Raw genomic sequence first — 12,628 nt, 5'->3', positions numbered from 1 at the left:
CCACGGGCGCTCCGCGCGGGATTTCCTACACGGGCGCCGGAAGATCCGCCAGGGCGGCGATCGCGTCCTGGTGGCGGCCCGCCGCGCCGAACGCGGCCCGGTCGGACACGGCCCGCTTCAGCGCCAGGTGGGCGGGGTGCTCCCAGGTCATCCCGATCCCGCCGTGGAGCTGGACGCACTCCTCGGCCGCGCGGACGGCGACCCCGGAGCAGTACGCCTGGGCGACGGCCACGGTGAGCGGGGCGTCCGGGCTGTCCGTGGCGAGGGCGTCCGCGGCGGCGCGGGCCGCCGCCCTGGCCCCCACGAGGTCCAGCCAGAGCCGGGCCATGCGGTGCTTCAGCGCCTGGAAGGAGCCGACGGGCCGGTTGAACTGGTGGCGCTCGCGGGTGTACCGTACGGTCTCCTCCAGGCACCGTTCGGCGAGCCCGAGCTGTTCGGAGGCCAGCAGTCCGGCGCCCGCGAGCAGTCCGCGCCCGACGGCCGCGCGGGCCGCCCCGGGTCCGGCGAGCCGGGTGCCGGTGCCGGGCTCCGTGGTGACCCGGGCGAGCGGGCGGGTGAGGTCGAGCGGGGTCCGCGGCTCGACCGTCGCCCCGTCGGCGGGCACGGCGTACAGGCCGTCGGCGCGCAGGACCAGGAAGACGTCGGCCGCGACGGCGTCGGCGACGGCGGACACGGAGGGGCCGGGCGGCGGGGCCGGGTCGTACGGCGCGGTCGTCAGGGGCACGGCGGGGACCGCGACCGTGCGGCCGCTCGCGACGGAGGCGAGGAGTACGGCCGCCGGGTCGCTCTCCTCCGCGAGCGCGAGCAGGATCCCGGTGGCCGTCACCGCGCTCGTGAGGTAGGGGACGGGGGTGACCGCGCGGCCCAGTTCCTCCAGGACCACGGCGGCCTCGCGGTGGCTCGCGCCCTGGCCGCCGAGCCCCTCGGGGACGAGGAGGCCCGCGGCGCCGATGCCGGTCGCCAGGGACGTCCAGAGGCCGGGGACGTACGGGTCGTCCGTCTCGATCCGGCCGAGCAGGACCGCGTGGCCGGCCCGGTCGGCGAGCAGGGCGCGGACGGCCGCGCGCAGGTCGTCCTCGGTATCGGAGTAGAGGAGGTCGGTCCGGTCCGTCATCGCGCGAGGTCCTTCCACGGGACGTCCTTGTCGTCGCGGGGCTCCGGGGGCAGGCCGAGGACCCGCTCGGCCACGATGTTGAGGAGCACCTCGCTGGTGCCGCCCTCGATCGAGTTGCCCCTGGACCGCAGGTAGCGGTAGCCGGCGTCGCGGCCGGTGAAGTCGACGAGGTCGGGGCGGCGCATGGTCCACTCCCCGTACAGCAGTCCCTCCTCGCCGAGGAGTTCGACCTCCAGGCCGCTGATGGCCTGGTTGAGCCGGGCGAAGGCGAGCTTCGTCGCGCTGCCCTCGGGGCCCGGCTCGCCGGCGACGAGCTGCTGGCGGAGGCGTTCGCCCGTGAGCCGGGCCACCTCGGCCTCCACCCAGAGGTCGAGGAGGCGCCGGTGCAGGTCGTGGGTGCGCAGTTCGGGGCGCTCGCGCCAGGTGGCGGCGGCCTTCCCGATCATGCCGCCCTCGCGGGGGACGCGGGCCCCGCCGATGGAGACGCGTTCGTTCATGAGGGTGGTCCGGGCGACCCGCCAGCCGTCCCCGACCTCGCCGAGGCGGTGGGCGTCGGGGATGCGGACGCCGGTGAGGAAGACCTCGTTGAACTCGGCCTCGCCGGTGATCTGGCGCAGCGGCCTGACCTCCACGCCGGGGTCGGTCATGTCGCAGACGAAGTAGGTGATGCCCCGGTGCTTGGGGGCGTCCGGGTCGGTGCGGGCGATGAGGATGGCCCAGCGGGCGACATGGGCGCTGGAGGTCCACACCTTCTGTCCGTCGATCACCCAGTCTCCCCCGGCGTCCCGGACGGCCCGGGTGCCGAGGGCGGCGAGGTCGGAGCCGGCGCCGGGTTCGCTGAAGAGCTGGCACCACACCTCCTCGCCGACCCACAGCGGCCTGAGGAAGCGGCGTTTGACCTCCTCGGAGCCGTACGCCAGGAGGGTGGGGGCGGCCATCCCGAGGCCGATGCCGATGCGGCGCGGGTCGTTGTCGGGGGCGCCCGCGGCGGCGAGTTCGGCGTCCACGACGGTCTGGAGGGCGCGGGGCGCGCCGAGTCCGCCGAGGCCCACGGGGCAGTGCACCCAGGCGAGTCCGGCGTCGAAGCGGGCGCGCAGGAAGTCGGTGCGGCCGGTGGTGGCGGGCGGGTGCTCGTCGAGGAGCTTCCGGGTGAGCGCGCGGAGTGCGCCGGCGCCGGGCGGGGCCGGGTCCGGGCCGGTCACGCGCGGACCCCTTCCGGGAGGACGACCAGGCGGCCGGTGGTGGTGCCGTCGGCGACGCGCTGGACGGCGTCGGCGGCGCCCGCGAAGGGGACGCGCTCCCCGACGAGCGGCTTGATCAGGCCCTTGGCGGCGTAGGCGGTGAGGGTCTCGTGGCAGCGGCCGACCGAGGCGGGGTCCTTCGCCGCGTACAGGCCCCAGTGGAGGCCGAGGACGGAGTAGTTCTTCACCAGGGCGTGGTTGAGGGCGGGCTCGGGGACGGTGCCGCTCGCGAAGCCGACGACCACGATCCGGCCCTCGAAGGCGACGCACTTCGCGGACTGCCGGTAGGCGTCGCCGCCGACGGGGTCGTAGATCACGTCGGCGCCCCGGCCGCCGGTCGCGGCCCTGACGGCGGCGACGACGTCCTCGGAGCGCCGGTCGATCACCACGTCGCAGCCGAGGGCGCGGGCGACGGCGGCCTTCGCGGGTCCGCCGACGACGCCGATGACGGTGGCGCCGGCCGCCTTGCCGAGCTGGACGGCCGCGCTGCCGACGCCGCCCGCCGCCGCGTGGACGAGGAGGGTCTCGCCCTCCTTCAGGGCGGCGCGGCGGTGCAGGCCGAACCAGCCGGTCTGGTAGCCGATGTGGAGCGCGGCGGCCTCGGCGTCGTCGAGCGACTCGGGGGCGGGGAGCAGTCCGGCGGCGTCGGCGAGGGCGTACTCCGCGAAGCCGCCGTGCGGGAGGGCGACGGTGGTGACGACCCTGCGCCCGTCCCCGGTCTCGGCGCAGACCTCCACGCCGGGGGTGAAGGGCAGCGGGGGGCGCACCTGGTAGTGGCCCCGGCAGAGCAGCGCGTCGGGGAAGTTGACGTTCGCGGCGCGGACCCTCAGGAGGACCTGGCCGTCGCCGGGCTCGGGCGGCTCCACTTCCTCGCGGCGCATCACCGCACCCGGTTCACCGTTCTCGTACACACGCCATGCCTGCATCCGGAAGCCTCCTCCGTACCGAGCGGTCGGCTGCATACTAAGCGGTCGCTTGCCCTGGGGGAACGGATCGGCCGGACTTCTTGGGCCGGGCCCTGACGTGCATGCGCTCCCCCTGCGGCCCGAACAGGCTCAGGAACTCCACCGGTCCGTCGGCGGTCGGCCCGAACCAGTGCGGGACGCGCGTGTCGAACTCGGCCGCCTCCCCCGCCCCCAGGACGACCTCCCGCCCGCCGAGGTGCAGCCGGAGCTTGCCGGAGAGCACGTACAGCCACTCGTACCCCTCGTGCACCCGGCCCTCCGGCTCCTCGTACGGCTTCTCCTGGATGACCTTGTACGCCTGGAGCCCGCCGGGCTGCCGGGTCAGCGGGTACATCGTGCGCCCGTGCCGCACGATCGGCCTGGCCCTGACCCGGGGGTCGCCCACGGGCGGCGCGCCGACCAGTTCGTCCAGCGGGACCTGGTGGGCGCGGGCGAGCGGCAGGAGCAGTTCGAGGCTGGGCCTGCGCTGCCCGGACTCCAGCCGGGAGAGGGTGCTCACGGAGATGCCGGTGGCGGCGGAGAGCTCGGCCAGGGTCACCCCCCGGTCGCGGCGGACCCGGCGGAGCCGGGGGCCCACCTCGTTCAGTACGGCGTCGATGCGGTCGTCTGCGGTCATGGGTCCAGTGTTGCAGGACCGGCAAGTTTTCTTGCACCGGAGGGGGTGCCCGGCCGAACCTCGGCCCCATGAACGCACACATGACGCGGCAGGACGAACGGCAGGACGAGCGGTACGACGTGGTGGTCGTCGGGGGCGGCGCGGCCGGGCTCGGCGCGGCCCTGGTCCTGGGACGGTCGCGGCGGCGCACCCTGGTGGTCGACGCGGGCGAGCCCCGCAACGCCCCCGCGGCCCACATGCGGGGCGTCCTCTCCAGGGACGGCATGAGCCCCGCCGCGTACCTGGCGGCGGGCCGGGCGGAGATCGCCGCGTACGGGGTGGAGTGGCGGTCCGGCCGGGTGACGGACGCGGAGCCGGACGGGCGGGACGGTTTCACCGTGTCGCTCGCGGACGGCACGGTCGTCGGCGCGCGGCGGCTCGTGGTGACGACCGGGCTCGTGGACGAGCTGCCGGAGATCGACGGGGTGGCCGGGCGCTGGGGCCGGGACGTGCTGCACTGCCCGTACTGCCACGGCTGGGAGGTCCGGGACCGCCCGTTCGGGGTCGTCGCCCATCCGGCGATGCCGGCCCACCAGGCGCTGATGGTCTCCCGGTGGTCCCCGGACGTGACCCTCTTCCTGCACACCGCCGACGGGCTCTCCGCGCGGGACGCGGCGCTGCTCGACGCGGCGGGGGTGGAGGTCGTGGCCGGCGAGGTCGCCGGGCTCGCGGTGGAGGACGACCGGCTGACCGGGGTCCGGCTCGCCGACGGCCGGTTCGTGCCGCGCGAGGTGGTCTTCGTCGGGGCGGCGCGCCTGGCGGCCCGGGACGACGTCCTGCGGCGGCTGGGGGCGGAGAGGAACGCCACGCCGTTCGGAGAGTTCGTCGCGGTGGACGGGACGGGACGGACGAGCGTGCCCGGCGTGTGGGCGGCGGGGAACGTGACGGGCCCGCAGGAGCAGGTGGTCAACGCGGTGAGCGGGGGCTACCGGGCGGGCGTCACGATCAACAACGAGCTGCTGTTCGGCGACCTGGAGGCGGCGGTGGACGGCGCGGCGGACGCCTGAGGCGGCGGTGGACGGCGCGGCGCCCGCCTGAGCCGGCCCCCGTCAGCGCGGGAACAGCTCGAAGGTCACGGCGGGACGGCCGCCGAAGCGCCCGGAGGCCCGGCCCGTCGTCTCGGCGAGGAAGGACCGGACGTACTCCTCGGGGTCCCGGTCCGTCAGCGCCTCGATGTAGGTCCGGTGGCAGAGGAGCGAGCGGACCGCGCGTTCGAGGCCCGGTCCCGCGTCGACCGCGTGGGTCGGGGCGCTGGACGCGGCGACCGCGACCCAGCGGACGCCGTTCCACGGCTCCAGGCCCCGTTCCCGCAGTTCGGGGAAGATCCAGCGGTTGCCCGCGTCGCCCGCCGCGTCGAGGACGGCGCGGCCGACGGCCAGGTGGTCGGGGGTGTTCCAGGGGGCGCCGGGGCCGCCGCCCCAGGTGTCGCGGTGGTTGAGGGTGACGACCAGCTCCGGGCGGTGGCGGCGGATCGCGGCCGCGATGTCGCGGCGCAGCTCCGGTCCGTACGCGATCACGCCGTCGCGGTGGCCGAGGAACTCGACGGTGTCCACGCCGACGACGGCGGCGCTGTCGCGCTGCTCCCGTTCCCGCAGCGGGCCGCAGACGTCCGGGGCGAGGGTGTCGATGCCCGCCTCGCCGCGGGTGGCGAGGACGTAGACGACCTCCTTCCCGGCATCGGTCCAGGCGGCGACGGCGGCCGCGCAGCCGTACTCCAGGTCGTCGGGGTGGGCGACGACGGCGAGCGCGCGCCGCCAGTCGCCGGGCATCTCGGCGAGGCCGATGGCGTCCGTTGCGGTCATGGGCGCAGGATACGGGCCGCCTCCGCGGCCACGGAGCGGGACGCACCGGCGAGGATCACCGAGCGCGAGACGTGCCGGGGCCGGTCGGGGTTGAGGCCGCGCCGGGCGGCGAGGGCGACCGCGAGCCGCTGGGCGCGGACGAGGGCGGCGACCGGGTCGATCGCGTCGGCGGCGAACAGGGCGCCGGTGGACTCCACTTCGTCGCGCAGTCCCGACGGGGCGGGGCCGAGGCACCAGACGAGGCTGGTCCGGTCGCTGATGCTGATCGGTCCGTGGCGGTACTCCATCGCCGCGTACGACTCCGTCCAGGCGCGGGCCGCCTCGCGCAGCTTGAGGGCGGCGTCGTCGGCGAGGCCGACCGTCCAGCCGGTGCCGAGGAAGGTGAACTGGCCGCGCCGCTCCCAGAGGGCCGGCAGTCGTTCGTACAGGACGAGTTCGGCGTCCGCGATCGCGGGGGCGAGGTCCACGCCGAGCCCGGCACGCAGGAGTTGCAGGGCGGTGGTGGCGAACCGGGTCTGCAGGAGGGAGCGTTCGCCGGCGAAGCCGAGGTCGAGGACCCGGCCGGCGAGCCGTCCCGCCGGGCTGTCGGGGGCGCCGGTGAGGACGAGGGTCGGGGCGCGGCCGGCGGCGCGGGCCAACAGGTCCACGACCTCCGTGGTGGTGCCCGACCGGGTCAGGGCCACGATCCGGTCGTAGCCGCGCCCGAGCGGGGTCCCGTCGGAGGCGGGGAAGGCGTCGGTCTCGCCCGCGCCGAGGGACTCGCGCAGGGCGGCGTAGGCGCGGGCCATGAAGTAGGAGGTGCCGCAGCCGACGACCGCGACGCGTTCGCCCGGGGCCGGCAGCAGGCCGGCGTGGCGGTCGGCGGCCTCGGCGGCGCGGCGCCAGCAGTCGGGCTGCGCGGCGATCTCCGCGTCGGCGTGGGTGCTCATGTCCGGGTCCTCTCCTCGCGGGGGTCCTCGGGGCCCCGGACCGAGTTCTACCGCCGCCCGCCGGGACGCGCCATGAGCGAGGGGCACACACCCCTTGGACTTTCGTGTCCGGCCCCCGGCGGTCCCGTCGACGGAGAGCAGTGCGCCCCCGCCGGGCGAGAACGCGGGACGGGGGCGCACCGGGCCGGCCGGGTGGGAACGGACCGGCCGGCCGGGTGGGTCGGGGGTCGTGCGGATCAGGAGGTCGGGAAGTCGTCCGCCGTCCTGATCCGGTCGCGGATCCAGACGCCGGCGGGCTTGAGGGAGGCGGTGCCGGTCCAGGGGCCGCCCTTGTCGCAGGTGCCGGTCTTGAAGACCGCGCCACTGCGCTCGTCGTCGGAGAAGTTCCAGTTGACCCAGCTGATCTTCTTGGACGCCATCAGGTCGAGGTACTTCTGCGTCATGGCGAAGTCGTTGCTGCCCTCACCGGCGTAGTTCTGGGTGCCGAACTCGGTGACGAAGACCGGCAGTTTGTCGGCGGCGCGGGAGAGGGTCTTCAGGTACTCGTCCCGGTGCGAGTACGCGTAGAAGTGGAAGGTGTACATGATGTTGGACGCGTTCACCGGCTTGGAGACGACCTCCGACTCGGTCGCGCCCTCCGAGACGCCGAACGAGGACCACGCGCGCGTGCCGACGAGGACCGGGGCCTCGGGGTCCTTGGCGCGGATGACGGGGATGACCTGCTCGGCGTAGCTCTTGATCCTGGACCAGGAGACGCCGCTGGGCTCGTTGGCGATCTCGTACAGCAGGTTGGTCTTGCCCGCGTGGCGCTTGGCGATCTCGGTGAAGAAGGTCTTGGCGCGGGAGAGGTTGTGGTGCGGGTCGCCCGGGTCGAGCATGTGCCAGTCCACGATCACGTACATCCCGCGCGCGGTGGCCTGCTCGATGAGGGAGTGGGCGAGGTCGGTGTACTTGCGCGGGTCGGTCTCGTAGCCGTCCTCCTGGACGTACGTGGAGACGCGCAGGACGTCGGCCTTCCAGTCCTTGGCGAGGGCGTCGAGGGAGCCGCCCGTCAGACACTGGCTGTACCACTGGGTGCCGTGCGAGGACATGCCGCGCAGCTGGATCGGCTTGCCGTACTGGTTGCACAGCTTGGTGCCGCAGACCTTCAGCCGGCCGTTGATCGCGGCCGGGGTGGTGGCGGCGGCCCGGGAGGACGAGGGGGCCGTGGGGGCGGGGGCGGCGTTCACGGCGGGAGGGGCGGCGGTGATGCCGAACAGCAGGGCGCCGAGGGCGGTGCCGGCGACGCCGAAGCGGCGGGAGCGGAGTCGTACGGTTCGTGCGGAAGTCATGGGGGTCTCCACGGAACGACGAACGAGGGGAGGGACGCGAGAAGGCGTCTCCGAGATTGGAAGGAAACCTTCCTAACGGATGAATAGCAGGGCTCCGGACCGTCCCGCAAGGGTCATGACGGGAGACGCCGTTCAGCGGGCTGGAAATCGGCCCTGTGGGGGACGGCCCTGGCGTCGGTACGCCAAGGGCTGTCGTTTGCGGGGGTGTCGGTCGTCGTCCCCCGTGGGGCGGCACCGGGCGTCCGCCTGTCCGTCGGGATCGGCGGGGCCTGCGGGGCTACGGGGCCTGCCGGGGCGCGGGACGGCCGTACGGCATCGGGCTCCGCGCCGCGTGCGGCGACGGGTGGAGGGGGCCGGTCACGGGTCGCGCGAGGAGGGCGGGGCGGGGGCCGCGGGAGGGCCGACGCGGGCGGGAGCCCGGGGGTGGGCGGCGACCCCGGGGAGGGCGGTGGGCCGGGAAAGGACGACGGGCCCGAGGAAGGCGGCGGACCGGAAAAGGACGACGGGTCCGGGAAAGGCAGCGGGCCGGGAAAGGACGACGGACCCGGGGAGGGGCGGGGGTCGGCCGGCCCCCGCCCCTCCCCGGGCGCCGCTCAGGGAGCGATGGGCAGCTGCCGCTTGTGCTCGGTGAGTTCGTAACGGCGGACGATCGTGTCGAACGCCTCCCGGCCGATCGGCCTGCCCTCCAGGAAGTCGTCGATCTCGTCGTACGTGACGCCCAGCGCCTCCTCGTCGGGCTTGCCCGGGTCGAGGGTCTCCAGGTCGGCCGTGGGAACCTTCCGCACCAGCTCGTCCGGCGCGCCCAGCTCGGCCGCGACGGCGCGCACGCGCCGCTTGGTCAGACCGGTCAGCGGGACGACGTCGGCGGCGCCGTCGCCGAACTTGGTGAAGAAGCCCGAGACGGCCTCGGCCGCCTGGTCGGTGCCGACGACGAGGCCGTTGTGGGCACCGGCGACGGCGTACTGGACGATCATCCGCTGCCGGGCCTTGATGTTGCCCTGGACGAAGTCCCGGTGGTGGTCGTCGCGGAAGGCCACGTCGGCGGCGACGCACGCCTCCAGGGCCGCGTCGCTCGCGGGCTTCACGTCCACGGTGAGGACCTTGTCGGGGCGGATGAAGTCGAGGGCGGTCTGCGCGTCCTTCTCGTCGGCCTGGGCGCCGTACGGCAGGCGCATCGCGTAGAAGGTGGCGTCGTGGCCCGCGGCGCGGGCACGTTCCACGGCGAGCTGGCAGAGCCGGCCGGCGGTGGTGGAGTCGACGCCTCCGCTGATGCCGAGCACCAGGGCCCGCAGTCCGTTGGAGGTGAGCTGCTCGGTGAGGAAGGCCACCCGGCGCTCGATCTCCGCCGCCGGGTCGAAGGACCCGGAGACCTGGAGAGTCCGGGCGATCTGCTGCTGGAGGTCGGTGGACACCGGGTCGGTCACGTGAAGTCTCCTCGTCGGGATCGGTCGGCGGCGCACCGGTGGGGCGCGCCCGGTCCGCCGTACGGGTCCGTGCGGGCTCGCACGGGTCGGCACGGCGGCTGTACGGGGGCGTACAGGGGTCGACTCTACGCACCGGGACGCCGGGGCGTCGCCTCGCGCCGCCCGGTCCGTCCGCCCCTTCCCGGTCCGCCCCGCGAGGCAGGCCGGAACGCGGTCGCGGTGGCCGGTGCCGTAGGCCGGACCCGTGGTCCCGGCTCTCCCGGCCCGGCGGGTTCAAACGTGCCGGGGGACCCCGCGGGACCCGGTCGGAGCCGTCCCCCGGGAGGCAGGTGAGGGCGCGGAGGAGGAGCTCCTCGCGGGCCGGCCCGCCGGTCGACGCGCGGACCGTTCCGGCGCGCTTCCCGGGCGGGCCCTCCCCGGGCCGGGGGAGATCTGCGCGCGGCGGCCGTCTGGCGGACACTGGGGGTGGGATCGAGTGTGCGAGGAGGGTCCGCCATGAGCAGTGCCGCGCCCAAGGTCGGCTCGCTGCCCCCGGAGCACCGGGAGCGCCTGATGGCCTTCGCCGAGGACGTGTCCTTCGAGGCCGGTCACCGGCTGTTCGAGGAACGGCAGCACGCCGACCGCTTCTGGATCGTGAAGACGGGCGCGGTGACGCTCGACGTGAGGGTGCCGGGGCGCGGGGCCCCGGTGATCGAGACCCTGCGCCACGGCGAACTGGTCGGCGTGTCCTGGATGTTCCCGCCGTACCTCTGCCAGTCCGGGGCGGAGGCGATGACGCCGGTGCGGGCGTTCGAGTTCGACGCCCCGGCCGTCCGCTCCCTGTGCCGCTCGGACGTGGAGTTCGGTGCCGCGGTCCTGTTCTGGATGGGGTCGGTCCTGGCGCACCGCCTCCAGGTGAACCGGGTCCGGCTCCTGGACCTGTACGCCCCGCACGGGAGCGGCGTCCTGGCCTGAGCGCGGCCGGGGCCGGACGGTACGGTGGGGCGGCACCGCTGATCCACCCGTACGCACGCACCGGCGACCGGCTGTGAGGCATCGTGACCGACCCGACGACGGCACGCGGGGCGATCGCCCTCGCCACCGACGAGTTCACCGAACTCCCCTTCTCCGAGGGGCCCCTGGAGGACGACGGACCGATCGGCTGGTCCGGGTACTCCGCCGCGCACGCCCGCGCCGCCGCCCGTACCGGCGAGACCGAGTCGGTGGTCTGCGGCACGGGTGCGGTGGGCGGGGTGCCGGCGGTCGTGATCTCCTTCGAGTTCCGGTTCCTCGGCGGCTCCCTGGGCGAGCGGACGGGGGCGCGGATCGCCGCGGCCCACGCCCTGGCGCGCGAGCAGCGGCTGCCCGTGGTCGTCCTCCCGGCCACCGGGGGCAGCCGGATGCACGAGGGCATGCGGGCCCTCCTCCAGCTCCAGCGCCTGGCCCGCGAGTCGGCGCTCACCCGGGCCGCCGGGCTGCCGCAGGTCGCCGTCCTGCGCGATCCGACGACCGGCGGCGGCTGGGCCACGCTCGGCGCCGGTTCCGACGTCGTCCTCGCCCTGCCGGGCGCCCAGGTCGCCTTCGCCGGGTCCCGGGTGCGCCCGCCGGGCGCGGACCCGGCCGCGTACACCGCCGAGGCGCAGCTCGCCCACGGCCACGTGGACGCGATCGTGCCCCCGGAGGCGCTGCGCGCCACCCTGGGGCGCTGGCTCTCCCTGCTCACCCGCCCCGCCGGGGGCCCGGTTCCGCCGCCGTACGCGCTCGGGGACCCCGGCGCGGCGCCCTCCGCGAGCGGCCGGGAGGCCGTGGCGCGCGCCCGGCACCCCGGCCGGCCCCGGGCCGGCGCGTACCTCGACGCCCACTTCACGCTCCGCGAGGAGATCTCCGGCGACCGCTGCGGCGGGGTGGACCCGGGCGTGCGGTGCGGTTTCGGGCGGCTCCCCGACGGCCGTACCGCCGCCTATGCCGCGCAGTGCGGCACGGCGACCCGTCCGGCCGGCTTCCGCACCGCCGCCCGGCTCGTGCGGCTCGCCGGACGGCTGGGCATACCGGTCCTCACCCTCGTGGACACCCCGGGGGCCGCCAACGACCCGGCGGCGGAGCGCGAGGGCGCGGGGAGCGCGATCGCGGACCTGTTCGCCGCCGTCGCCTCCGCGCGCACCCCGCTGACCTCCCTGCTCGTCGGGGAGGGCGGATCGGGCGGCGCGCTGGCCCTCGCGGCCCCGGGGAACACCTGGACCACGCCGGACGCGTACTTCTCCGTCATCGCTCCCGAGGCCGCCGCGGCCATCCTCAAGCGCGCCCCCGAGGAGGCCGTCACGACCGCCGACCAGCTCCGGCTGCGGCCGGAGGACCTGGTGGACCTCGGCATCGCGCGCGGCATCGTGGAGGTCCGGCCCGCGCCTCCCGGAAGCGGCGGCGACGGGGCGTGAACGCGGTGCGCCGGGCCGGGCACGGGCGCGCGTACGGCCCGTGCCCGGCCCGGCGCGGGACTTCTCCGGGCGGGGCGGGTCACTCCCCCAGGGCCCGCTTCAGCTCCGCCTTGTCCATGGACGAACGGCCGTGCACGTCGCGGCGCCTGGCCTCGGCGTAGAGCTGGTCGTAGGTCGGGCCCTGCGCGCCGCTGTGCGAGTGCTTTCCGCCACGGCGCGACGAGGACATGTCCTGCGTCGAACTCTTGCTCGCGGTCTTCGACTCACCCGCCCGGGCCCGTTCCTTGTTGACCGTGCGCGCGGCGATCTCCTCGGCCCGCTTCTCGCTCTCGCCCCGGTCCCGGGCGCTCTCCTTGATGTGCTCGTACTGCCGTTCCCGCTTGGGGCTCGATCCGCGCGGCATCGGTCACTCCTCTCGGTCCGGAAGGGTCCGTCCTGCTTCTGTTCGGCTTCCCCGGTAAATCGTGCCGAACCATCGGATAGCAGGCATCCTGGTCCAAGACGCTCGACCGACGGACCCGGGACGTGACCCCGTACGGAAGCGGCACGGGTCCCACGCATCGTCGAAGGAGTGCCATGTCCACCGTCAGAGTCCGACCGGTCACCACGGGCGACGCCCCGACGACTCCGGGGGCGGCGGTGCGTCGGGCGGCGCTGGGCAACCTGCCCGAGCTCACCCGCCCCACCACCATCTCCACCGACGACGCCCAACCCCTCTCCGCCGCCCTCCTCACCCGCCTCAACCAACTCCCCGAA

12 protein-coding genes and 1 pseudogene are annotated in these 12,628 nt (G+C 75.4%); 4 read left to right on the top strand and 9 right to left on the bottom strand.

The features are described 5' to 3' along the window. Positions 1–25: 25 nt before the first annotated feature. The 4 genes from ACZ6AQ_RS25600 to ACZ6AQ_RS25585 are packed head-to-tail and all read right to left on the bottom strand — an operon-like array spanning position 26 to position 3,936. Entirely contained in the window at positions 26–1,114 is a 1,089-nt protein-coding gene (locus ACZ6AQ_RS25600; protein WP_468762683.1) for an acyl-CoA dehydrogenase family protein, read from the bottom strand. Then, positions 1,111–2,316, bottom strand: a complete 1,206-nt coding sequence (locus ACZ6AQ_RS25595; protein WP_468762681.1) for an acyl-CoA dehydrogenase family protein — start codon at positions 2,314–2,316, stop codon at positions 1,111–1,113. The genes ACZ6AQ_RS25600 and ACZ6AQ_RS25595 overlap by 4 nt, the downstream gene beginning before the upstream one ends. After that, positions 2,313–3,281, bottom strand: coding sequence for an NADPH:quinone oxidoreductase family protein (locus ACZ6AQ_RS25590; RefSeq protein WP_468762679.1), 969 nt, complete (start codon positions 3,279–3,281; stop codon positions 2,313–2,315). Before ACZ6AQ_RS25590 ends, ACZ6AQ_RS25595 begins: the two co-directional genes overlap by 4 nt. A 37-nt stretch (positions 3,282–3,318) precedes the next feature. After that, positions 3,319–3,936, bottom strand: a complete 618-nt coding sequence (locus ACZ6AQ_RS25585) for a helix-turn-helix domain-containing protein (RefSeq protein ID WP_468762677.1) — start codon at positions 3,934–3,936, stop codon at positions 3,319–3,321. A gap of 68 nt (positions 3,937–4,004) precedes the next feature. On the opposite strand from ACZ6AQ_RS25585, the gene ACZ6AQ_RS25580 reads away from it, so the two are divergent. Then, positions 4,005–4,982, top strand: coding sequence for an NAD(P)/FAD-dependent oxidoreductase (locus ACZ6AQ_RS25580; protein ID WP_468762675.1), 978 nt, complete (start codon positions 4,005–4,007; stop codon positions 4,980–4,982). 42 nt (positions 4,983–5,024) lie between these two features. Here ACZ6AQ_RS25580 and ACZ6AQ_RS25575 read toward each other — a convergent pair whose 3' ends face one another. From ACZ6AQ_RS25575 to nadE, 4 genes are all read right to left on the bottom strand, one after another. Next, complete coding sequence (locus ACZ6AQ_RS25575) at positions 5,025–5,777, bottom strand: PIG-L deacetylase family protein (protein WP_388695206.1); 753 nt, start codon at positions 5,775–5,777, stop codon at positions 5,025–5,027. After that, a complete protein-coding gene (locus ACZ6AQ_RS25570) occupies positions 5,774–6,706 on the bottom strand; it encodes an SIS domain-containing protein (RefSeq protein WP_468762673.1) in 933 nt (310 codons plus the stop codon). Before ACZ6AQ_RS25570 ends, ACZ6AQ_RS25575 begins: the two co-directional genes overlap by 4 nt. A 236-nt stretch (positions 6,707–6,942) precedes the next feature. Further along, the gene (locus ACZ6AQ_RS25565; RefSeq protein ID WP_468762671.1) at positions 6,943–8,037 is read right to left on the bottom strand and encodes a glycoside hydrolase family 5 protein; all 1,095 of its coding nucleotides are present in this window, start codon (positions 8,035–8,037) and stop codon (positions 6,943–6,945) included. A gap of 593 nt (positions 8,038–8,630) precedes the next feature. Continuing rightward, the gene (gene nadE, locus ACZ6AQ_RS25560) at positions 8,631–9,461 is read right to left on the bottom strand and encodes an ammonia-dependent NAD(+) synthetase (RefSeq protein ID WP_468762669.1); all 831 of its coding nucleotides are present in this window, start codon (positions 9,459–9,461) and stop codon (positions 8,631–8,633) included. 495 nt (positions 9,462–9,956) lie between these two features. On the opposite strand from nadE, the gene ACZ6AQ_RS25555 reads away from it, so the two are divergent. Together ACZ6AQ_RS25555 and ACZ6AQ_RS25550 are read left to right on the top strand one after the other, a co-directional pair. After that, positions 9,957–10,415: a Crp/Fnr family transcriptional regulator gene (locus tag ACZ6AQ_RS25555; protein ID WP_388695196.1), complete on the top strand. Its 459-nt coding sequence runs from the start codon at positions 9,957–9,959 to the stop codon at positions 10,413–10,415. An 83-nt stretch (positions 10,416–10,498) separates the two neighbouring features. Beyond that, a complete protein-coding gene (locus tag ACZ6AQ_RS25550) occupies positions 10,499–11,872 on the top strand; it encodes a carboxyl transferase domain-containing protein (RefSeq protein ID WP_468762667.1) in 1,374 nt (457 codons plus the stop codon). A gap of 79 nt (positions 11,873–11,951) precedes the next feature. On the opposite strand, the gene ACZ6AQ_RS25545 is transcribed toward ACZ6AQ_RS25550, so the two are convergent. Further along, on the bottom strand, positions 11,952–12,275 hold the full coding sequence (locus ACZ6AQ_RS25545) for a plasmid stabilization protein (RefSeq protein WP_468762665.1): 324 nt from the start codon (positions 12,273–12,275) through the stop codon (positions 11,952–11,954). 173 nt (positions 12,276–12,448) lie between these two features. Between ACZ6AQ_RS25545 and ACZ6AQ_RS25540 the strand changes: the two are divergent. Continuing rightward, positions 12,449–12,628: pseudogene (locus ACZ6AQ_RS25540) on the top strand (RNA polymerase sigma factor SigF); the annotation flags it as partial.

The organism is Streptomyces sp. NPDC041191, assembly GCF_055591945.1.
Note: the sequence above shows the minus strand (reverse complement) of the source record. Positions and strands in the feature narration are given on the sequence as shown.

Bases quoted from the DNA above. Each gene is read 5' to 3' on its own strand.
- ACZ6AQ_RS25600 (WP_468762683.1), bottom strand. From the start codon at position 1,114: ATGACGGACCGGACCGACCTCCTCTACTCCGATACCGAGGACGACCTG.
- ACZ6AQ_RS25590 (WP_468762679.1), bottom strand. From the start codon at position 3,281: ATGCAGGCATGGCGTGTGTACGAGAACGGTGAACCGGGTGCGGTGATG.
- ACZ6AQ_RS25575 (WP_388695206.1), bottom strand. From the start codon at position 5,777: ATGACCGCAACGGACGCCATCGGCCTCGCCGAGATGCCCGGCGACTGG.
- ACZ6AQ_RS25570 (WP_468762673.1), bottom strand. From the start codon at position 6,706: ATGAGCACCCACGCCGACGCGGAGATCGCCGCGCAGCCCGACTGCTGG.
- ACZ6AQ_RS25585 (WP_468762677.1), bottom strand. From the start codon at position 3,936: ATGACCGCAGACGACCGCATCGACGCCGTACTGAACGAGGTGGGCCCC.
- ACZ6AQ_RS25555 (WP_388695196.1), top strand. From the start codon at position 9,957: ATGAGCAGTGCCGCGCCCAAGGTCGGCTCGCTGCCCCCGGAGCACCGG.
- ACZ6AQ_RS25565 (WP_468762671.1), bottom strand. From the start codon at position 8,037: ATGACTTCCGCACGAACCGTACGACTCCGCTCCCGCCGCTTCGGCGTC.
- ACZ6AQ_RS25580 (WP_468762675.1), top strand. From the start codon at position 4,005: ATGAACGCACACATGACGCGGCAGGACGAACGGCAGGACGAGCGGTAC.
- ACZ6AQ_RS25545 (WP_468762665.1), bottom strand. From the start codon at position 12,275: ATGCCGCGCGGATCGAGCCCCAAGCGGGAACGGCAGTACGAGCACATC.